Origin of the sequence: Psychrobacter sp. JCM 18902 (assembly GCF_904846615.1) — a bacterium.
Taxonomy (GTDB): Bacteria; Pseudomonadota; Gammaproteobacteria; order Pseudomonadales; family Moraxellaceae; genus Psychrobacter.
The window spans coordinates 371,217-393,736 of sequence record NZ_CAJHBK010000001.1; the positions used below are offsets into that span (position 1 = coordinate 371,217).

General features: G+C 38.2%; 12 protein-coding genes, 2 tRNA genes and 1 pseudogene. 10 read left to right on the forward strand and 5 right to left on the reverse strand.

Annotated elements, in window-relative coordinates:
* Positions 1-195 precede the first annotated feature (195 nt).
* Together JMY05_RS01610 and JMY05_RS01615 are read right to left on the reverse strand one after the other, a co-directional pair.
* Positions 196-909 carry a macro domain-containing protein gene (locus JMY05_RS01610; protein WP_201614007.1) on the reverse strand — a complete coding sequence of 238 codons (714 nt, stop codon included), beginning with the start codon at positions 907-909 and terminating at the stop codon, positions 196-198.
* Positions 910-951: 42 nt separating this feature from the next.
* Positions 952-2,091, reverse strand: coding sequence for a DUF4433 domain-containing protein (locus tag JMY05_RS01615; RefSeq protein WP_045444922.1), 1,140 nt, complete (start codon positions 2,089-2,091; stop codon positions 952-954).
* A gap of 333 nt (positions 2,092-2,424) precedes the next feature.
* Here JMY05_RS01615 and JMY05_RS14040 point away from each other — a divergent pair.
* The 3 genes and pseudogenes from JMY05_RS14040 to avs4 all read left to right on the forward strand — a co-directional run.
* A pseudogene (locus tag JMY05_RS14040) lies at positions 2,425-2,544 on the forward strand (cyclic GMP-AMP synthase DncV-like nucleotidyltransferase); the annotation flags it as partial.
* On the forward strand, positions 2,537-2,995 hold the full coding sequence (locus JMY05_RS01620; RefSeq protein ID WP_227678202.1) for an SAVED domain-containing protein: 459 nt from the start codon (positions 2,537-2,539) through the stop codon (positions 2,993-2,995). The pseudogene JMY05_RS14040 and the gene JMY05_RS01620, both read left to right, overlap by 8 nt.
* A gap of 128 nt (positions 2,996-3,123) precedes the next feature.
* Positions 3,124-7,815, forward strand: coding sequence for an AVAST type 4 anti-phage nuclease Avs4 (avs4, locus tag JMY05_RS01625; RefSeq protein WP_045444928.1), 4,692 nt, complete (start codon positions 3,124-3,126; stop codon positions 7,813-7,815).
* A 90-nt stretch (positions 7,816-7,905) separates the two neighbouring features.
* On the opposite strand, the gene JMY05_RS01630 is transcribed toward avs4, so the two are convergent.
* The gene (locus JMY05_RS01630; RefSeq protein ID WP_201614009.1) at positions 7,906-10,164 is read right to left on the reverse strand and encodes an ankyrin repeat domain-containing protein; all 2,259 of its coding nucleotides are present in this window, start codon (positions 10,162-10,164) and stop codon (positions 7,906-7,908) included.
* A 550-nt stretch (positions 10,165-10,714) separates the two neighbouring features.
* Here JMY05_RS01630 and JMY05_RS01635 point away from each other — a divergent pair.
* Both JMY05_RS01635 and JMY05_RS01640 read left to right on the forward strand, forming a co-directional pair.
* Positions 10,715-13,087: an AAA family ATPase gene (locus tag JMY05_RS01635; protein WP_227678072.1), complete on the forward strand. Its 2,373-nt coding sequence runs from the start codon at positions 10,715-10,717 to the stop codon at positions 13,085-13,087.
* A complete protein-coding gene (locus JMY05_RS01640; protein WP_201614010.1) occupies positions 13,084-14,361 on the forward strand; it encodes an McrC family protein in 1,278 nt (425 codons plus the stop codon). Before JMY05_RS01635 ends, JMY05_RS01640 begins: the two co-directional genes overlap by 4 nt.
* A gap of 339 nt (positions 14,362-14,700) precedes the next feature.
* Here the strand turns inward: JMY05_RS01640 and JMY05_RS01645 are convergent.
* Positions 14,701-14,777: transfer RNA gene (locus JMY05_RS01645), tRNA-Asp, on the reverse strand.
* Positions 14,778-14,842: 65 nt separating this feature from the next.
* Positions 14,843-14,918 (reverse strand) — tRNA-Val (locus JMY05_RS01650).
* Positions 14,919-15,214: 296 nt separating this feature from the next.
* Between JMY05_RS01650 and JMY05_RS01655 the strand changes: the two genes are divergently transcribed.
* From JMY05_RS01655 to JMY05_RS01675, 5 genes are all read left to right on the forward strand, one after another.
* Positions 15,215-16,852, forward strand: a complete 1,638-nt coding sequence (locus JMY05_RS01655; RefSeq protein WP_045444937.1) for a cardiolipin synthase — start codon at positions 15,215-15,217, stop codon at positions 16,850-16,852.
* A gap of 104 nt (positions 16,853-16,956) precedes the next feature.
* The gene (locus JMY05_RS01660; protein WP_201614011.1) at positions 16,957-18,414 is read left to right on the forward strand and encodes a tetratricopeptide repeat protein; all 1,458 of its coding nucleotides are present in this window, start codon (positions 16,957-16,959) and stop codon (positions 18,412-18,414) included.
* 222 nt (positions 18,415-18,636) lie between these two features.
* Entirely contained in the window at positions 18,637-20,235 is a 1,599-nt protein-coding gene (locus JMY05_RS01665; RefSeq protein ID WP_201614012.1) for a 3-deoxy-D-manno-octulosonic acid transferase, read from the forward strand.
* Positions 20,232-20,957 carry a 16S rRNA (uracil(1498)-N(3))-methyltransferase gene (locus JMY05_RS01670; protein ID WP_045444940.1) on the forward strand — a complete coding sequence of 242 codons (726 nt, stop codon included), beginning with the start codon at positions 20,232-20,234 and terminating at the stop codon, positions 20,955-20,957. Before JMY05_RS01665 ends, JMY05_RS01670 begins: the two co-directional genes overlap by 4 nt.
* 290 nt (positions 20,958-21,247) lie before the next feature.
* Positions 21,248-22,372, forward strand: coding sequence for an extracellular solute-binding protein (locus tag JMY05_RS01675; protein ID WP_201559890.1), 1,125 nt, complete (start codon positions 21,248-21,250; stop codon positions 22,370-22,372).
* Positions 22,373-22,520 lie beyond the last annotated feature (148 nt).

The window sequence follows — 22,520 nt, forward strand, 5'->3', positions numbered from 1 at the left end:
TTGCGAACCATGTATTAGCTTTTCTGGCGGGCAGCTTATAGTTGGTAGATGATAATTTGAAATGTACTTAATAACCAGATTGCTAATGCTCTCTGGTTTTTTTCATAAAAATCTCTTGCTAGATAGTCTAGCAGTTTACCTTTATTTCTAGTCGTTATTATTTATTGGAAAAGGTTACCAATACAAGGGCTAAAGTTAGAAATCGAAAGATTGCTGTTCATTAGATGATATCTTTTTAGACGGCATATTCTCTTTCTGAAAATCAAATATTTTCTTGATAGTAGAATTTCCAATATCTTTTATTTTTTTTAACTGCATAATCTGATAGATATCATCATTCTCTGTGATTACGTCAATGATTTTACTCAAGTACTTTTCTTGAATTTTAGTCTTACGAACTAAGTCCTCTATCTGATTACTCAGCAATACTTCTCTGAACTCCGGGAAATAGTCATCAACTGATTTCGTGTCGTATAGATAGATTTCTACAGGTATATCTAAATTTCCAAGGTAGTTTTTCATTACTTCTAATACAACCTTTTCATCTAATCCACCGTTAGCAGCACCTAAAAGAGGGAAAGCTACTGACTCAACCTCTTTTTCTTTATAAGTTTCTACGAACTTTTTTAATCCTAACTCTAAATATTCTATTTTGGATGGAAGCTTCCAAGATTTTTTAGTTGGAAAGTTCATTATCCAATAAGGGTTAGAGTCTTTATAAATCCATAAGTTCCCTATATTAAGGTTCCCATCTTCGCAGATTCTTTTATATCTTGCATACATTTCAGGATATCTTAAGCCTGACTCTAAGGCTATACCAGCTCCCATTACGCCTTCGCAATTGACAGTATTAACTAATACCTTATGCTTTGTAGTCCAGATATTGCCTTTGATGATTACTAAACTCATTGTTTTAAACTCTCACTTTATTAATCTAAATTGTAAAGACTACTATCTGAAAAATAGGTTTCTAGCCGTGTCCGTGTATACAGTTTTTACATTATTTTCACTACTTTTTTCTACAATGTCATATGCCTCTTGAGCAGTTTCTTCACTGTAGCAATAAATATTTTTAATAAATCTAAAATCTATATGGTTTAAAACCAGACACTCACTCATCATTTCCTGCTTTATTTCTATATCGTCACCCCAGTATCTCTGCTGTATTCTACCCCATATATTAGCATCAATAAATTTTTGTACAGAAGAGTAAAAAATAGCGTTTGAACAAGCTGCATTATTATAAGTAAACAAAACGTTCTTAGATAGACATACACCAGTATAAAACTCTAGTATAACAACTCGATCAGGGTGAGAGGATTGAACAGCATACAACATAGCGTTTTTAACATTGAAATACAAAGGTACATAACTATGAATAGCCCTATGGAAAATAGGCTCTTTACCTTGTCTACGGCTATTTACTGCAACATTACTGATATCGTGGTAACTGCCAACAGAATCATGAGAAAAAAGCCCTTTTGACATTATGTCAGGTAAATTATCAATATGTGTCATATGATAAAAAGTAAAAGGTATGTTGGATTGCTCAATAATTTTAGACTTTAAGCTTACCAAAATTGAATCTAGTTTTTCTTCATCCCAAACGACATGCTCGTAAGTACCATCACTGAATATTCGACAGTACTCCAAACCTTTAGTAGTGAGAGTATAGTAAGAGTAAGAGTAAGAGTAAGAGTAAGAGTAAGAGTCAGAGGCTTGAGGACATAGATAACCTTCAGATAATAGGAAAGAATAAACTACAGCTTGTTCATCTAACCCGTAAGCATCAGCCAGGCTATATAAGTTATCCTGCCTTGGTAAGCATAAAGGGTCACTACTAGGGATTTGAGTAAGACTTAATTTAAAAATTTCTAGAATCGGAATTAGTTTTTCTTCATTCCAGACTACCCACTCGCCCCCTGATGTGCCATTACGAATATGCCCATACTGCAACCCTTTAGACGTAAGTTTATAACGACCCTCCTCATAAGATAGATAATCATTAGTGATCAGAAAATCAAAGACTAAAGGCTTGGCTTTCAAACCGCAAATCTTACTAAGAGCGGTAGTGGACAAATATTCCGGCATAAGCAGACCTCGAAGATGAACAGATGAATATTACAGAAAGCAATAATATAAATAAAACCGAACGAAAGTATAATAAAATAGCTATTATCTAACTTAGAATTACTCATTGTCAAACTGTTCTAATGATTCTATGCCTATACAGAAACTAAACCACGCAGCTTAATTCTATTTGATAAGTGTCTTATGGTTGGGATGATTACCATTAGATTAGGCACTTACGAAGAAAATGGTTTTTTACGTGATAAACGTGACCTAATAATCGAGTAGCTTAAAAGTAAGTTAAAAGAGAAAAAAGACGAAGGCTATCCTCAGTATGAAAAAAGCTTTAACCAAGGAAGCTATGCTTTAAATACAGGTGTTCAACCTATAAGAGACGGTGATTATGATATCGATGTTGGCGTGCTTCTTGACTGCCATAAAGAAGAATATAAACCGGTCGAATTGAATTGGTAATAAATCCAAATTAATGTCGATGCTGCGTTACAGAGATGCTAGCAGTTGGATGTGGCCAGATGTACAGCCTAGAGAAGATGTATTAATTATTGACGAGCCAGAAATTGACTCAGAACAATCAGAGGTCATTTTTAGCGTTAAACTAACTGCTCCCGCTGCGATGATTGATTCAACAATCGACCATCTTAATCAACAGGTTCAAGGTGTAATTCCAGTAATAAAAATATATCCTCCTCAGAGTTATGGATACGGTAATGGCGCAATAGCACATCCACTTGAAGATGAAAAACTAGCTAGTAGGCTTAAGGATATTTTTACTAATTTGAACCAAATACATGGCATAGAAAAAGTGCATTTACTAATCTGTGCTTCGAATGCAGCATGTGTGTATATTGGTCAAGCTGTAGATAGATTTCAGCCTGAATTTATAGTCTATGATTATGGAGCCTAAGCTCAGAATATACAATGACGGGAATACTACGGTTATTGGATGTGTGAGAATCGATTGTTGATATTATTTAATTTTAAAGACTGAAAGTACAAATAATTCATCCAAAGAGCAAAACTACAAGGATTACAATGAACTGGAATACATTTGCCATCAAAAATGAAAATAAGGAACAATGGGCGTTTGAGCAGATGGCTTATTTATTATTTTGCTCAGAGTTTGATAATAATATTGGATTATTCAGATATAAAAACCAAACAGGGATCGAAACTGAGCCACTTGGGAAAGATGGCTTAGTTTATGGTTTCTCAGCTAAATACTACGAAGTATCTATTAGTGATAGAAAAAAAGAAATTATTGAGGCTATTACAAAAGCCAAAAGTAAGAACCCTGAAATAGACGTTGTTTATTTTTACATCAATCAAGAGCTATCTGAAAGTTCTTTAAAAGACAGAAAGAAAGCCAGCTATGAAGTCGAAATAGATAAAGCTTGTGAAAAGCTTGGTGTCTCACTTGAATGGCGTGTACCTAGTCATTTTGAACTTCAACTAGCTTTACCCAAGCATAAGTACATTCACGATCTATTTTTTAGCTTAGATCCAACTTTAGATAAATTGCGCGACAGTGTTTTTGCCCATAACACTAGCATACTAAACGCCATTCGTACCGAAATTAGCGCAAATCAGCAACAGATAAAGATCGAGCGACAAAGCTATATTTCGGAAATTAAGGATCTTACACTGAGAGATGAGCATATTATCTTATCTGGTGAAGGTGGTAGTGGTAAAACGGCTATTCTTAAAGAGTTTTATCAGCAATATTCCTTTGATATACCTATATGCATATTCAAAGCTACAGAGTTAAACGTTAATCATGTTAGTGATTTATTTCGCTTTGAACATAATTTTTCATCTGCTGACTTCTTCAGTACCTACGAAAATGAAACTACTAAATTATTTATAATTGATTCTGCAGAAAAGTTAGCAGACTTAAGCAATCAAAACGTTTTACACGATCTAGTTAACAGTCTCACAACACATGGCTGGACGATAGTTTTCACTACACGAACCTCGTATTTAGACGACTTAAATTTTCATATAAATGAAAGCTACCAGCTACAATGTAAGATTTTAGAAGTTGAGTTATTGTCAGGCGAGAAGCTGATTGAAATATCTAATAAGTTTGGAATCGTTCTACCTAATAATGCCATCTTTAAGGATAGACTAAGAAATTTATTCTACCTTAATGAGTATGTTGCCTACTATCAAAGTGAAGACGCTATCAGTGATTTTGCTAGTTTTATAGGCTTACTTTGGAAAAAGAAAATTCAAAACAGCCTTATTAAAAAGGATAATATTCACATCAAGAGAGGTCGATGTTTAGAGAAAATTGCAAAGCAACGAGCTGACACTAACCGTTTTTATATTACTGGTGATAGCCTTCCTCAAGATGCTCTATACCAACTAAAGATAGATGACATCATAGGCTATGATGAACAACATGACGGATATTTCATTACTCATGATATATATGAAGAGTGGGCATTAAACCATATCATAAACAAGGCTTATCAGAACCACGTAAATGTTGAGGATTTTTTTAGAGAGCTAGGTAATTCGCTAACAATTAGAAGAGCTTTTAGACTTTGGCTATCTCAAAAATTGATAGAAGAAGATACTAGTATCAAAAATTTTATTAATAATGTCTTTTTCAGTGACATTAGCCAGTTTTGGAAGGATGAGCTATTGGTTTCAGTGTTACTGTCAGAGTACTCATTTGAGTTTTTCAAAATATACGAAAATGAGCTAATAGCAAATGACTTTTCTATTTTAAAACGTATTATATTTTTACTACAGGTTGCCTGTAAAGATGTTGTGTCTATGCTACAGAATACTAGACCCAAAGGCAGAGGTTGGCAAGCGACTATTGATTTTATCAATAAGCATCAGCTTGATTTTTTTGAAAGTAATAGAAATAGAGTTTTACCAATCTTATTGGATTGGTGTCAAAGTAACGATAAAGGAGTAACGACAAGGCTTTCTGGTTTACTTGCAGTGAGCATTTTAAAGAAGACAGAGCAAGAAGAACATATATACTCTCGAAACGAAGATAATAATATTTATAAAGTTGTTTTTGCGTCATGCCGTGAAATAGAAGACGAAATAAGGGAAATCTTTGATAAGGTCACTAAGCATGTTTGGGTCGAGCATAATGATCCGTATCAAGACTTCTGTGTAACAATTCTAAATAAATGCTATTTAGCTATCCCGTTAATTCAGCTATTACCAAACTCAATTATTGAGCTTTGTAGAATATTTTGGATTGAAAAGAAAAATAAAGATCCTTACCGTTCATTAAGTTTTAACATGAATTCAGAGACAGATTATGGCTTGAGAGAGTATGAATTCAAGTACTATCCTGCAAGTGCACATCAAACCCCAATGCATTTCATATTGCAAACAAAGAGCTTTTTAGACGCTATCGATTTTATTATCAGTTTCACTAATTTTGCAGTTGCAAACTACGCTCGGTCAGATACAGGCAAAAAGGACGTTAACAAAGTTAAAATATATATTCAGGATAATGAAGTAACACAATATAATAGCTTTGCATTGTGGACAATGTATAGAGGTTTTGGTAGCCCGTTAACTCCAGAACTACTTCAATCTATACATATGGCATTAGAAAAATTTTTATTGATTCTTGCTGAACAGCTCGATAGTAGGATTGTCCAGACATTACTTTTAAAGATTTTAAAAAATTCTACTTCAACGTCAGTGACTTCGGTAGTATGTAGTGTTGTTTTAGCTCACCATAATAAATTTTGTGATGTTGCACTAGTTCTGTTTAAGTCGATTGACTTATTTTACTATGACTTAGCTCGTAGTAGAACTGAATTTGAAGCGAAGTCATTATACGGTATGGGCTATGGCCTTAACCCTGACTTAGAGAATATCTTATATAGAAATGAGCGTCTCAAAACTTGTGAAGACGAGCACAGAAATCTAAATTTAGAGCACTTATGTCTGCACTATCAGTTTCATGGCGTAAAAAACTTTTCAAAAGAGCAAAACTCAGATTTTATTGAAAATATTCTTGAGATTATCGATCAACATAAATCTGAGTTGAGTGATGAAGATGAAACTACAGGTATATTGTTAGCAAGAATGGATAGACGTAATTTAGTACCTGAGGTAATCGAAGAGGAAGAACAAACCAAAGTTGCTTTTACACCAAAATTGACAGAAAAACAAAAAAGGATTAGTGAAACAGCACAAGTAGAATATAACGAAAGATTTGAATATACTCCATTGGACTTGTGGGCGAACTTTATTAATGATAAAGAATATGAGGGCGGTAAAAAGTATAAGAATAATCATTTACTAGCTTTAAATGATACTAAAAATTTATTAAATAAGCTTGAAAACACATCAGATGCAACTTTTATACAGCTCAATCGTAATATTGCTTACTATAGTTGTTCAAAGCTAATTATTGAATATAGTCATCTGCTTCCAAATTCTGACAAAGATTTATGTAAAAAAATTATTGAAGCTAGCATTGAAAGATTATTCTCAGATAACTATGAATACCAAATCGGTGATGGTTTAGAAGCTTGTACACACGCTTTACCCAAACTGATTGAGGAATATCCACATGACATCGAGAAATTGGCTTTATTACTGATATTTATACTGTTTGATAAGCGTTCTATAGGAATGTATAAAAGAGTATGCGACTATGCCATTGAAGCGATTCATCAAAAAGGCTTATGGGATAGTAGTCCACAAGTTGTTGAGCAAATTGTTAATGGCTTTATACAATTTAAGCCGTTATATAATAATGCTATCGAAGCGCTACAAAGTAATGAAAGTCAAAAATATAACCATAGGATTCTAAAGTCAGAAATATTTGAAAAATTTTTAGAGTTATGCAAATCTAAAGGGATAGACGATCAACTTGATAGGCTAAAATTTAATAGTAATCAACTAGATAATTTAGATGTCGATGACTTGGAAACTGTTTATCAGTTAATACCAAATGACACTAAAGATAAAGATCACTTGACTGTTTTGAATTTGACTCTACCTAATATTGCAGAAACACTTCTCAAGAATAGACGTGAGACTACTGATATTAATAATCTCTACAATTTAAGATTAAGCATATTTAAGAAAATTAGTGCGATATCACTACATCGAAATAGTGAAGATGAAGTTAAAAGGTTATTAGAACCATTTATAAACAATTTAAAACGGAATGATGAGTCAGAACAATTTATTGAGCGATTCATTTGGTCAGAGAATGAATTCTATCAACCTAAAGTTTTTTGGTACATTTGGAAGTTGCTTTACCCTAAAATTATCGAGCTATACAACCAAGGTAGATATCACGATGGCTTCGAAAGTTTGATTGTTAACTACTTACTTTCTTGGAGGTGGTGGGGAGAAAAACAAAAGGAATGGCAAAGTCTAACAAAGGAAGATTTATGGCTGTATGACGATATATCTAAAGATTTAGGTAACCATCCATCAGTATTGTACTCGATTGCTAGGGTCTTAAATTCAGTAGCTAGCAACTTCCATAATCCAGGTATTGATTGGATTAATACTATTGCTTCAAATAATCATGATTTAAAACTTGGAAACGTTGAATCTGACACTTTGTTCAATTTAGAGAATTATCTGCGACAATACATATTCTTGAATCGTCAAAGAATTAAGCAAGATGTTAGATTAAAAACTAAAGTAATTGCTATTTTAGATTTTATGGTTGAAAGAGGCTCAGTTCATGGCTATTTATTGAGAGAGAGTATTCTATGAGGACTTATGATAGCCATTTACTCTCGACTTTCAATTACAGAGAGTTGAGAGAAGAAGCCTCAAGCAACTCAATGCTTGAGGCTAAAACATTTAACTTATACTATCATTACTCGCTAAAGTTAAACTCCTGTCTACAATATCCATTACATCATCAGTTTTAAAGTGCTGACAGATTTTCTCATAGCTCACAGCTTGACCATTTCTACGATTCCTATATACCGTATTGATAATGTCATTTTTTGAGTCTTCAGTAGCGTTATTTAGCATATGAGTGACCAGTTCATCCTCATTAAGCTCGCAGGCTAGTAAGAATGGAGTGTATCCGTCGATGCCACTCCAATCATATCTAGCGCTAGGATTTGCACCTCCATTAATTAGTAGCTTTGCTATTTTGCGCATTTCTCTCAAATCAAATAACTCGTAGTTTGCCTGAGTTTGTTCTTTAAAAACTTCAGATAGCTCTTTAAGAATAGCCATTGCATCCGGACTTTTCGTACTTTGAACAAGATGGCTCGTAACTTCTTGTCGATTAAGACCAAGGCTACCTTGTGTCTCTCTAATAAAGGCAGAAAATTCAAAGTCGCTCATTCTAGTTATTGCTGTTTCTGGATCTTCAGTGATCATAGAAAACTGTTTGAGTAGAAGTTTTGAGTCTTTAATCATTCCAATTAAAGATATACACGTAGTTAATGCGTCTAAATGACTACTACCGCCTTTTTGGTTGATATCTGCTCCTAGGTGGAGAATATGCTCAACGACATCATTTCGTCCTGTCTGCACCGCACTTAATAATGGTAAAAGATGCTTTTTAGATGTCATTGTATTAATCGTTTTTGGCACATATTCTAAATGTTTGAGCGTCTGATAAAACCTATCGTCTGGCTCATGAAGTTCAGTTAAATTCATATACTGCAAAGCAATTAATAAAGCTGATTCATTGTTATCAGAGAGAATATTGATGTCAGCACCAGCTTGTAAGAGTTGATTAACAGCATCTAGATCCTTTCGTAATGTGTTCCAAATAAGCTGTGTCGTTACTTGCTTGCTCTTACCCTTATTCCTATGGAGCTTGGCATTATTATTTATTTTCACTTTTTTATTAGGTTTTTTAAGGTCAAGTGCTAGTTCTTTTGCGTTTAAATGTATAGGTAGAACAGCTGAGCTCACTTTATATTTTTCTGGTAGTTCAACCTTAAATTTATTGAACACCCTTTGCGCATTGCTTCGCCACATATTGATTTCCCAGTCTTCAACTAGGTTTTCCTTCTTACGTTTGGTATCCTCAGTCAATATCGTAGGTAGAGTGTAGCCATATAGGTTTTGGACACTTTTTAGCTTTGATATTAAGTTCATATCAGGTCTCTCTTGCCAGCTAGCAATCACGAAACCGACTTCGATAATCTGCTCGCATAAGTGTCCTGACCGATAAAGGCTAAGCTCAAATGTCTTAACAAAATACTCTTTAGCTTTCTCTATTTCATCCTTCGAAAAACTGCTTAGACTATAAGTCAGAAGCTCTAAAATAATAGTAGAAGGTCGATGAAGAAATTGCTCATCTTTATTCTGATATAGAGTGGCTACATATTGCATATCTCTTTCATGTAGTGCTAATACTAAGTCCTCGAATTGAACCATCAGAGCTTTAAAAGATGTAGGCAGTTTTAAATATTGGGTCAATAATTTAAAATCATTGTGTTTTTTAAAGTACGCAATAGCACGAGCCGTTATTAAGAAAACCAGAATATTCTTTGATATATCATGGTGCTTAGGATTGAGAATCGCTAACAAACTGCCATAACTGGGTAGATCATCACCGCGACGCCATGCCGTAATCTTATCTTTATCGCCCTTAGATAAACTGGTATAAAAAGCATTCCAACCTTTAACACGTTTTTCAATAATTTTGAAAGTAAGCTCCAAGCCTGTAGAGTTATCATTGATTAGCTCAATGTAGTCAGATTTTTCAAAAGGTCTTGTTCTTGTTCCTAAAAAAGAGACAATATTAATTAAATAAGGGCAAAAAAATGCTTCAATTATCCAAGGTCCAATATCATCTCTATGCTGCTCTGATAGATTATAGGTTGCTACTATCTTTAGATAATCATCAAACATCTGAGCAATCAAAGCTTTAAGCTCGTTCTCAACTGATTTTTTTAGCTCAACTCGTTCGATAACTTTATGTATATGTATATTGATAAGCTGGTCAAGCTCATTCTTACTTAGATATAGATCATGACATTTGTTATCTAACGATTCACTATCATTCTTGCTGTCAATTGCTCTAGCAATAGCTCTTACTACTTCAGCAGGGAAAAAATAAGGGCTTGTCTTAATGCTTGTAGTTCTCATTGTGCATAACCTTCTTTTGTATGTCTAATATCGTTGATAAAATTTTTAAGAGCTCTATGATCGCTCGGCGTTTTAGAAAAAGTAACAGACTGTCCGCATGGTGCAACGATCTGATTGTGTTTTCGTTTCTTTCTAAATAACCAGCCTTGCTTTATTAGGCGCTTTATATGATGATTAAAATCTTTGTTGCTTGAATATCTCATATTTTTGAAAGCAGATGTGGCTTGCTACCGCATCTGCCTCTCCAAATTAATTATGTTTGAATTTATTTAGGCTTTGCATTTCCGCGATTTGATCCTGACGAATTGCTTGAACCGTTCTTAGTTGGCCAATTCCCACCGTTGCCTTGGTTCGAAGTTGGCTTTGCTTGTGTAGACTTACTCATGGTGTCGCTCCTACTTTGTGTATGCCTTTAGTGGCATATATATAATCTCAAACATTTGAGCGACCGCCCACTGGGTTAGTGCCGAGAAAATTTTTATTTTTTATTAAATGCTTTGTGAGCTGTTTTTTAGTTATATTTTTTGAGTTTTTTAGAGGAACTAACAGTATGGATACAACAAAAATAGATAGTGATTTAGTATCGAAGATTATTGAGTTAAGCCAAGACGATGCGATTACAAGTAGACCAGAAGGTGTTGAAGAGCTTTATGAAGAGTTTTCAAGCAAGTTTCCAAAAAAGAAAATAACTGAATTGAATCAGGAGCAATACTGCTTAGGTCATGGATCTATCACAGATAATTATTGTCGATGGATAGAGCGCGGTCTACAGCCTATATTTGGTCGTTATATGCCGGGTACGGCGAGAGGTCATCTACTTTATTTAAAAAAAGATGGAACACTATATAAGCATCAAGCCTTAAGCGACCTGAGTGACGATGACGCATTAAGTTATGTTCTTAAGATACATCAGGTGATAATCGATGCTGACGTTAACGCTGATATCACTTGGATTGACCAAGATAATGAGGTGTATGATCGTGCAGGCGTAGAGCCTAGATGTGTTATGGGGGCAGGTCGTCGTGCGCGTTTAATATCCATATATAATCCAGATGCTATCTTGCCAATTTCATCTACCGACCATATCGAACACTTCCTGAAAGCGTTTGATGTTCCAGAATCAAAAATACCACCTTATAATCATGTCATCCAACGCTTATTGATGCTTACCGATATATACCAAGTTATTAAAAAGGAACGTAATTTAGATATCACTCCGCATGAGTTCATGTCTGTTCTTTACAGTGAGCAATTAGATATTAAGCCAAGCAGAATATCTATCTATAAGGATGTCAATGAAGAATTAGATGATCTAACAATTAATATGCTTAATAATGATGCGCTTAATCGTATCCTCTACGGTCCTCCGGGTACAGGCAAGACGTACCATACTACCGAACTAGCTGTACAGTGCGTTGCTCCTGATTGGTATGAATCTTTAAACAATGACAAATTCAAGCGTCAAAAGATCAAAGATAAGTATGATGAACTAACAGCGAAAGGGCGTATTGCATTTACGACCTTTCATCAAAGCTTTGCTTATGAAGATTTTGTTGAGGGAATTAGAGCAGAAGCTATAAAAGACGAAGATAATAAATCAAATATTAGTTACGCTGTGAAGAACGGTATTTTTAAAGAGATAGCTAACGCTGCTGCTGGAGAACTAATTAGAAATAATCTAATAGGAATATCTCAAGAGCCGAGCGTATGGAAAATCTCTCTAGGTCAAAGGTATGAAACCGAGTTTCGCAAAAAGTGTATAGAAGCTGGAGAAGCGAGAATTGGTTGGGAGAATACTGGAAATCTTAATATTGATTTTAATAATAGATCTAAGGATGAAAAAGAATATTTTCTTCAACAAAGTCTTCAAAAACAAAATTCTATCACTAATTTTTGTGAAGGTATTCAGGTTGGAGACATTATTCTATGTTTAGAAACTAGGACTTCCATTGAGGCAATAGGCATAGTCACTTCTGAATATATTTATAAGGAAAATGCATCTGATGAATTTTCTGGATACCCACACGTTCGCAAGGTTAATTGGTTTGTAAGCGATATATCGCTGGATATACGTCATTTAAACAATGGTAAATCATTAGAAATAAATACCTGTGTACCTTTACCTAACTTAAGCTGGATTAATTTATTGGAAGAGTTAGAAAGTTATGGATATCTTTCAGACGAAGAACTTGATGAGTCTTCAACCTTAGAAGATAATTATGTGTTAATCATAGATGAGATTAACCGAGGTAACATTTCACGAATATTTGGCGAGCTTATCACGTTGCTTGAGCCTGATAAACGTAAGGGTGGCAGTGATGCTCGCAAAGTGATACTGCCATATTCAAAATCACCATTCTCAGTGCCATCAAACCTTTATGTTTTGGGTACGATGAATACCGCTGATAAATCTCTTGCACAGTTAGATTTAGCATTACGCCGCCGATTTGATTTTATTGAGCTATTACCTAAACCTGAACTATTAGAAGGTGTAGAAGTATACGATATAGAAATCGCTGATTTATTGGAAGTAATCAATCAGCGTATTGAAGTACTTTTAGATCGTGAACACACTATAGGTCACTCATACTTTTGGTCGTTAAAAGACTTGAATACAGATGACGAAAAAGAAATTGAACTAGGCAATATTTTTAAGAGACGTATTATCCCTTTACTGCAAGAATACTTCTTTTCAGATTGGGAACGTATTGGTTGGGTGTTGAATGACCCTAGTAAACTTCATAATGAAAAATTTATTCAAACAGGAAGTATTCTGCCAAAAGTTAGTGAGTTATTCCATAGTAGTATAAAGGGTCTAAACGATCGTCGTTACTATATCAATGAGACTGCTTTTAACAACCCTGAATCCTATAAGAAAATATTAATCCAGCCTAAGTCTAAATCTTCGGATAGTGAAGAATGATTCAAGTCAGAGAATATGCTCAGCTGACTACAGATAAGACAGCATGCCCTAGCTTAGACTTAGCTATCATCGAGCAAGAAACTTTTGATTGGTTAGTGGGATTAAGTGAAAAAGAGAGCTATGGACGGTTTATTACTTATAAGCGTCCACAATACTTGCAGCTACAATCTTACGTAGGTTACTTAGAAAGTCCTTGCGGCGAAGGTATTGAGATACTACCAAAGACAGGATTAGGTGCTCAAGAGCCAAACAAGAGCAGAGATGTCTTATGCAAAATGCTAAGATCCACTTTAAACCTATCTCACAAAGAGGCTCAATCTGCCAGTCTCAATCGAATGAACTTACCTATTCATGAGTGGATATACTATCAGTTTTTATATCTGTTAAAGGAGTTGGTAGCGTCTGGGCTCAGATTTGATTATCAAAGAATCGAAGAAGAAAGTAGATTTATTCGTGGCCAACTTGATATTGTAGTTCAACAAAGACAAACGGTTGGCCGAGCTCATCTGTTTAATATTCGTCATGATGTCTATCATCCCAATCGACTTGAGAACCAATTAATTAAAACGGCATTAAATTACGTACAGCAGCACTGTAGGAGTTCTGAGAACTGGCGACTGGCTAATGAGCTATCACACATCTTAGACCCTATAACGAGTCTTAGAGAGCCTTTAAACTCAATGCCTAAATGGTCAGACATCAAAATATTGCAATCCTACCGAGCGATAAAGCCATGGTGCCAACTAATACTTGAAAAGCTTAATCCAAACTTTCAAAAGGGAGAGCACCGGGGTATTGCATTGTTATTCCCAATGGAAATTTTGTTCGAGAAGTATGTGGCGAACTACTTACAACGAGACATCCAGGCGCCCTGGCAACTAACAACACAAGCTTCTAGTAAGCACATGGTGTGTGACCAAGAAGGTTTAAAACCGCGCTTTCAGTTAAGGCCTGATTTATTAATTAGTAAAGAAAGAAAAAATTATCATATACTCGATACCAAATGGAAGTTAATAAACTTAAGCGACAATGATAACGACTACAATATCAGTCATTCAGATATTTATCAGTTGTTTGCTTATGGTCATAAGTATTTAGATGGGAGTGGAGACATGATGCTTATTTATCCTAAGCATCATCAGTTCGAAATACCTTTGGAGTGTTTTTATTTAGCAGAAAAATTGAGGTTGTGGGCAATACCATTTTGTATTGAAACTGACAAATTGGTTATCGGTGAATGGGTAGAAAGGTTTCCGTCTTTACCTCAAACTTAGTTTGAGGCAGATCCTTTAAGCTCATGAACTTATCGATAAGCATAAAATTTGGGGATCAGTTACCATCAGCAACTTTTAATAATCTTGGTCACAAAATGGTCACCGTTTGGTCACCGAGCACTTGGTCACCGATTTTCAAGAAGCAGAGTGCATGTATGCAGACTTATAGAAAATACATTATTAAAGAGTGGACTACTTCTTAAGGGTTGATAAAGAAAGAATAACCAACCCTTACGGATAAAGGCTTTAAGCGGAAATACAGACACAAAAAAACCCCAAACAATCTAATGTTTGAGGCGAAACTTGCTTAAACTCGAGAGTTTAAATTCGTTTTAAATATGGCGCAGCGGACGGGACTCGAACCCGCGACCCCCGGCGTGACAGGCCGGTATTCTAACCAACTGAACTACCGCTGCTTAGGTCGTACTTAGTTTATTTAACCACTTAGCCTACTACTTAAGAGTAGCGCTATACTAAATAGTGGTGGGTGATGACGGATTCGAACCGCCGACATTCTGCGTGTAAGGCAGACGCTCTACCAACTGAGCTAATCACCCTTCGAACAATTGCTATGCAATTTATTCAACATCAACTGAGCTCTAAGTTTGTCACTAAGCTCTGCTGCTGTGGGTGTGTATTATATAGATTTACACATGGCTGTCAAACAGTTTTTTAACTATTTTAAAAAATAATTGAAAATACTGTCTGAAAGTTATCATTAATAGTAGTCTGAGGCACGTGTTTCCTAAGGTTGCTGCCTAAAAACTTATTATGGTTAATCATTGTTTGATGGTCAAAAACTACTATACTATTGAGGGTGTTTTACGACTCATGCTTTATTTTATGTTGATTGTTGGAGGCGGGCATAGAAAATTCCACTATTGAACAAACTTTTACGACCTGGTCTTGGGGAGACTTCGCAGGCTTGGGTCTGGTATTGCATATTGTTCTCATGATAGTAATGACGCTACGTGTTGTGTCGGTGCAGCGCAATATCGGTGTATCTATCGCTTGGATTGCTATGCTCTATACCTTGCCTCTTTTTGGTTTCATCGCTTATATACTATTGGGTGAGCCGATGATAGGGCGGCGCTATCGTCAACGGGTAGACCAAGCAAGCTTATTGATGGATGATATGGCACGGCGTGAGAATTTGGTTTTTGATCAAGGACAAGAGCTGCTGCCAGCCAACTACCGCGGTGTCAGTCAAATAGGCACGCGCTGGACGGGGCTGGGCGTGTTTCCTAATCACAATATGCAGCTATTGACGGACCCTCATGCTATTTTCCAGAGATTAATCGAAGATATCAATGCCGCTCAGAGTATTATCTTGATGGAGTTTTATATTGTTTATCCTAAAGGACAAGTACTAGAGGTGATAGAGGCGTTGTCAGCAGCAGCGCAGCGTGGCATTGAGTGTCATATCTTGGCCGATAGCGTGGGCAGCTTTAGTTTTTTTAATAGTAGCGCGCATCGTACATTAGAAAAAGCAGGTGTCTTTGTCCATCAGTCACTACCAGTGGGTTTATTTAAAACCCTGTTTAAGCGCTCTGACTTGCGTAACCATCGTAAAATTGTGGTGATTGATGAGCACATTGGCTATATCGGTAGCTTTAACTTGGTCGATCCAAGATTTTTTAAACAAAATAAAAACGTTGGACAGTGGATCGATGTGGCGATACGCACGACCAGTCAACACTCTATTAGTATTACGACCGCTATGGCGATCGTGGTGGCCACGGATATTGGTGCGGAAAACAATGACAATTTAGACGCGCTCAATCAGCGAGTAAATGGCTATACTCGTAAACTATATGTGATGAACCCAACCATTAATGATTTAAACAGTCGCATAAAGGTATTGGCTGGTGAGATCGACTATTATAAGCAGCCAAATATTGGCTCGACATCGATTGTGATACCGAAGATGCCGATGGTAGAAGGGGTGCTGGCGCAGCTGATACCCTCCGCACCGCAAGTGACAGCCCATGTGATTTACAATACATTGGTGACCGTTATTCATCGCGCCAATAAACGCATTCGCATTACCACACCGTATTTTGTACCTGACGAGGCGCTCTCGGGAGCATTAACAATCGCTGCCAAACGCGGGGTTGAGGTGACGCTGATTGTGCCTGAAAAGGTGGATTCATTTCTTGTACAGCATGCGTCACAAGCCTATTATCAAGAGCTGCTCGAGGCAGGCGTGACGATTGCCTTGTTTAAGGGTGGTTTGTTGCATACCAAAACAGTGGTTATCGATGATGATTATTGTTTATTTGGTACTGTAAACATCGATATGCGCAGTTTTTATCTAAATATGGAAGTGAGCTTGGCCATTTATACACCAGAGATGGTCGCTCAAGTGGCTGATTGTCAAGAAGTCTACTTACAAAGTTGCCGTTTTCTGAGTTTAGAGCAGTGGCAACAGCGCCATGGTGCAGAGCGTTTATTTGACAATGTGGTACGCTTATTTAGTCCTTTATTGTAGCATTTTCGATTTTAGGGTAAGGTAAACGACTGATGTCAGTTTAGTCCCATGATGACCTTATTTTTATTACTATTAATTTATCCCGATAAAGGATGCGCTTGTCTATGTATGCATCGTCTGCATCACCTCTAACGCCCTTTGACTATATTGCAGCAGGCTATTGGCAAGACTTTTTAGCGGATCGTCCTATCGCTGGTGGTATTGCTTACGAAAGCGAGCTTCGTGATTGTATCTTAGATGAATCATTGGCCAGCTTACAGCGAGTCGATACGCTGCTGTCGCACATACGCCGTGAGATGGTTAAAACTGGTCGATGGCATGAAGAGACATTATTGCTCGATGAACGCTATCGTAACTTTATGGTATTTTTGGCGTTTTATGCAGGGCGAGTATTGGCGCAGCAATGGCAAAGTACGCCGCATTGGTATGGACAGTTTGAGCTACATAAGCGCTATCCTGAACTGGCTCTTACAACCGATGATTTTTATCAACACATGGCGGTTGTCTATTGTCAGTCGGCTGATGCTAATAGCGTTACGTCATTGTTTTTTGCACTAGAGCCGATAGGGATGCGTCTATTTGGTCATATTGATCGGCCGTTTGAGGCGGTACAAGGCGGTCAAGTGGCTAGTGGTCTGTATCAAGCGGTTAGCGCAAGGTTGCCACATGCGCACGACAATCACCTTGCTAGTTCAATCACACCAGCCATTAATATCAGCACACCAAATACAAGCGCTAGTGTAGAGCACATTAAAACAGTTGATAGTCAGAAACCGTTGGAAAAAGACAGGTTGAGTCATACGCCACATGATGTGCCAGAATCTCAGAACCTGTCTCAGCAAGAGAACCAAACTAAGCCTGTGCTGTCTAAATCAGAAACAGTGCAACCTCATACAACCTCAGAAAATACGGTATTAGAGCAGCCACTACCATCGTCAGTGCCTTCTCCTCAAGAATTGCCAACGCCCGCGATTTTTACGCAATTGCTCGTAGAGCTGGATAACATAGAAGCCGTTCAAACGGCTGGCAATAGCGAATATCAGCAAGCCCATAAAGTACTAGAGCAGTTAGAACAGCATATTGCCAAGCAAAGTAAGCCACGCGCGCAAATAAAATTTTCAGAGAGTCATTTGGCGGCAAAACAGCAAGCGTTATTAAAATTACAGGAAGCAGCGCATGCGGGTAATAGCGCTGCCATGCTACATTTGGCAATGTATGAGTTACTTGGTGAAGGGTTAGCCGTTGATAAGCGTGCTGCTACAGAGTCAGGTGCTGAATGGGTTAAGCAGGCCGCCAGCAAAAATGACAGTCGTGCGCAGCGCCTACTAAGCAAGATGTATTACCAAGGCATCGGTGTGGCGCAAGATATAGATACTGGTAAATATTGGCTAGAGCAAGCAGCAAAGAATGGACACGCGGAAGCGGCGAGCGTAGTGGGGCAGTGGCAACAGGCGCAAGCGCTGATAACGACACAAAAACAAGAGCAACATAGCATGAAGCGCTATCAGTTGTCATTCGCCGCCATACTCGTAGTGGCAATATTGATCCTAATTATTGTCTAAAATATTTTATGGCAACACGCTGTAAAGCGTATTGTTAATCGCTAAATTCAGGTAGAATTGGCGCATTTTTTATTGTCATCTTACTATAGTTGATTTAATTTAAAGAGGTAAAAGGCAATCGAGTGCAGATGTATAGGTGATACTGCAAACGAGGTTAATGCCGTCACTCTTTTATAGTGAATTGACTATATTATTTAAGCCATTACTAATCTGGGCAACTTTATGCCATCTTCTCCTATATCCTCTGATTGTGCTTTGGAAGCGACTGACCCAGTATTGTTGGCCAGCCGCACTGTTTATACTGCGCCTTTGTATTATCAGTGCGCCATTGGCTTACTTAAGCCGCTATATCGACTGCAAGTTTGGCAACGCTCACACAACCGCGACAACTATCAGCAGGAAGTGGCGCAGCGTTTTGGCAAACAATATCCACCGCGACCAGTGGCTAAAGTGACTAATGCGCAAACTGATAAAGGCGTTATTTGGTGTCATGCGGTGTCATTGGGCGAGACCAATACCGTCGCGCCATTATTAGATACATTATTGGCTGATGGCTATCAGATATGGCTAACCAATACCACGCAGACAGGTTTTGCTCGCGGTGCTAGTCGTTTCGCCGATGATATTGCTCAAGGTCGGATGAGCCATAGCTACGTACCTGTCGACAGCCCAACTGTGATTGAGGCTTTTTTGGCGCATGTCAAGCCCATCGCTGCTCTGTTTGTCGAAACAGAACTATGGGCAAATATCCTAACCAAATTATCCGAACACCATATTCCCAGTATCTTGGTCAACGGTCGGCTGTCAGCGTCTTCTTTTAAAAGTTATCAAAAAATTGCTGCGGTCAGTGCCAGTATGATGAAAAATCTGACTTTGATTATCGCTCAAGACAGCGACTCTGCTAAACGCTTTCGACAATTGGGTGCGAATAGCGCGCAAATTCGTGTCGCAGGTTCACTCAAATGGGTGATTAATACGCCTCAAATTGAAGATAAAGCGGCTGATATAGAAACTAATATAGAAGATAACTATACAGAAAATTCTAGTATACCAAACCAATATTCTGAATCGGTCAAAGAGTCTACATTAGCAAAAGAGATGAATATCGCTGGTCGACCGATTTGGGTTGCTGCAAGTACCCATAGTGGTGAAGAAGAGACGGCACTATCATTGCATCAACAGCTATTGTCTCATCCCGCGCTCGCTGATGCGCTGCTTATCATTGTACCTAGACATCCTGAACGTTTTGATGAGGTAGCAGCGCTCATTCAAGCGTCTGAATTAACAATGGCACGGCGTAGTGCAGAAGATAGCATTCATGTAGACACACAAGTCTATCTGGCTGATAGCATGGGTGAGCTGATGGCGTGGTATAAGTTGGCAGATGTGGCACTGGTCGGCGGCTCATTAGTGGATGTCGGTGGGCACAATCCCGTTGAGCCAGCGAGTGTGGCAACGCCTGTACTCATGGGGCGCTATACGCAGTCTTGTCAAAGCGTGGTGGATAAATTGGCGGAGGTCGGCGCGTTATATCAGCCAAACAATGTTTTCTATCGTCCCGTTACTGTTAATGCGGCTACTACTAATGATGATGCGAGTCAACAATCCTCTCGTAAGAAGCCTACCGCTAAAGAGGAGGTAGCGCTCATTTATCAGCAGCTAGTGTCTTGGCTCAGTGATCTTGAGGTAGCGGAACAAGCAGGGCAAGCTGGCGCGCGAATGACGAGACAACAGCAAGCCGTATTGACCCGCCAATTTACCATGATTAAAGAGGTTGTCGAGCAGCATGCTATTCAACAACCAAGCCAAGAGCTGCTATGAATTGTCTATTATTACCCATTGAAAACTTCTCTTCGGATGCGGCATATATTGATGAATTATCACAAATAAATCACGTCAATAAAGTGCTAACAGCAAAAGTTGGTGATACGCTGAAAATCGGTCAAATGGGCGGTCATTTGGGCACTGCTGTGATTGAGAGCATCCGCTCTGATGCTATTGAGTTGCGTGATATTCAGCTCACCACTGCGCCGCCACCAAAGCTAGATTTGACCGTTGTGTTGGCACTACCACGTCCTAAAGTGCTACGCCGCTTAATTATGGATATGACCGCGCTTGGGGTGCGCGATATCATCTTAATCAACAGCTATCGCACGCAAAAAAGCTATTGGCAAAGTCCGATGCTTGAGCGCCTTGATGAGTTTGTATTAGAAGGGCTGCAACAAGGGGTTGACACCATAGCGCCTCGTATCACTTTACAAAAACGCTTTAAGCCATTCGTGGAAGATGAGCTGGCAGGTTTGGTAACCAATCGAGCCATCGTGGCGCACCCGTATAGTGAGCTATCCTTTACACAGTATCTACAACAGCCGCCATCGTTAGGATTGCCAAGGCTGGTTTGTATCGGTAGCGAGGGCGGCTGGATTGATTATGAAATAGCACTGCTTGCCACTCAAGGTTGCGCGGCAGTCACTATAGGCTCGCGTATCCTGCGTACAGAAGCCGCCGTCAATGTGATTTTAGGTCAATGGTTGCTATCGTGAATCAGCAGATCATTGAAAGATAATTAAGACATGCCATCACTTAGAAAATCTATAGATTGATTCATGAGGATCTATAAATTTATCCTTAAAAAGAGACAGTTGAGCCAAATTATCGGTGTATTTCTGAGTTAAACAAATGTATTGATAATTAATCTCATTTCTATTAGTATGTTGTTTCAGAGATTATCGCGTGATCAAACCTTATTATTATAGGTCTTTAGCGCCGTCTTATCTTATTGTCATCTCGTCTATTTATCTCACCTTTTCGTAGCATCATTATGGGGAAAACCATGTCATTGAATGCCATTAGCGCTAACCTAACTTCTACTAAGCTTATCTTGCCTGTTGCTGTATTTGGCATGATGTTGGGACTGGCTGGTTGTAGCAATTCATCTACAACAGAAGAGAGCGTGGAGGCAGAGACATCAGCGGCGGCTACTGAGCAACCAGCTGCTAATGATGGTGCTACGAGTGAAGGTGGTCAGACGATTACTATTTATTCTTCGCGAAATGAGCAGCTGATTAAGCCATTGCTAGACCGTTATACCGAACAGACGGGTGTGAAGATTGAGCTGGTCACAGATAGTACAGGTCCGCTCATGGCGCGTTTGCAAGCTGAAGGTCAGAACACGCCAGCCGATATGCTGCTAACGGTTGATGCCGGTAACTTATGGCAAGCCGCTCAGCAAGGCTTGTTGCAACCAGTATCCTCTACTGTGTTAGAGACCAACGTTCCTGCCAAATATCGTGATCCAAAAGGTCAATGGACAGGGCTATCATTGCGTGCTCGTACGATCTTTTATGACCCAAGTAAAGTCAGTGCCGACCAATTATCTACTTATGCAGATTTAGCTGATCCGAAGTGGAAAGGCAAGTTATGCCTACGTACCTCTAAAAAGGTCTATAACCAGTCGCTTGTGGCCAGTATGATGGAGCATTTGGGCGAAGAGAAAACCGAAGAAATCGTCCGTGGTTGGGTCGCTAACTTAGCGACTGACGTGTTCAGCGATGATACCAGTATGCTAGAAGCCATCGCTGCTGGTCAGTGTGAAGTGGGCATTGCCAATAGTTACTACTACGGTCGTCTGCTCGATGAAAAACCTAACTTCCCTGTGAAAATATTTTGGGCAAACCAAGGCACGACTGGCACACACGTAAATATTTCAGGTGCTGGTGTGGTTGCAGGTTCAGACAATCCAGATGGGACGCTTAAACTGATAGAATGGTTGTCTTCTGATGAGGCGCAAGGTCTTTATGCCAGCTCAGACAAAGAATTCCCAGTAAAAGTAGGGGTTGATGAGTCAGAAATGCTCAGATCATGGGGTGAGTTCAAAAAAGACGATATCAATGTGCAAAAGTTTGGTGAGCTACAAACCCAAGCCATTCAGTTGATGGACAAAGCAGGCTATAAATAAGGTATTGACAGTTATACCATTCTCAAAAATGACAATGCCTATCAAGTACGAGTATCAAGCTTGATAGGCTAAATGATAGTGTTTATGTTCAAAGCAGATAGTGTTTTTAGCCGTATTTTTGAGTTTGGTATAATGTTATAAGGTCTTT

Bases quoted from the DNA above. Each gene is read 5' to 3' on its own strand.
- JMY05_RS01610 (WP_201614007.1), bottom strand. From the start codon at position 909: ATGAGTTTAGTAATCATCAAAGGCAATATCTGGACTACAAAGCATAAG.
- JMY05_RS01615 (WP_045444922.1), bottom strand. From the start codon at position 2,091: ATGCCGGAATATTTGTCCACTACCGCTCTTAGTAAGATTTGCGGTTTG.
- avs4 (WP_045444928.1), top strand. From the start codon at position 3,124: ATGAACTGGAATACATTTGCCATCAAAAATGAAAATAAGGAACAATGG.
- JMY05_RS01630 (WP_201614009.1), bottom strand. From the start codon at position 10,164: ATGAGAACTACAAGCATTAAGACAAGCCCTTATTTTTTCCCTGCTGAA.
- JMY05_RS01635 (WP_227678072.1), top strand. From the start codon at position 10,715: ATGGATACAACAAAAATAGATAGTGATTTAGTATCGAAGATTATTGAG.
- JMY05_RS01640 (WP_201614010.1), top strand. From the start codon at position 13,084: ATGATTCAAGTCAGAGAATATGCTCAGCTGACTACAGATAAGACAGCA.
- JMY05_RS01660 (WP_201614011.1), top strand. From the start codon at position 16,957: ATGTATGCATCGTCTGCATCACCTCTAACGCCCTTTGACTATATTGCA.
- JMY05_RS01665 (WP_201614012.1), top strand. From the start codon at position 18,637: ATGCCATCTTCTCCTATATCCTCTGATTGTGCTTTGGAAGCGACTGAC.
- JMY05_RS01670 (WP_045444940.1), top strand. From the start codon at position 20,232: ATGAATTGTCTATTATTACCCATTGAAAACTTCTCTTCGGATGCGGCA.
- JMY05_RS01675 (WP_201559890.1), top strand. From the start codon at position 21,248: ATGTCATTGAATGCCATTAGCGCTAACCTAACTTCTACTAAGCTTATC.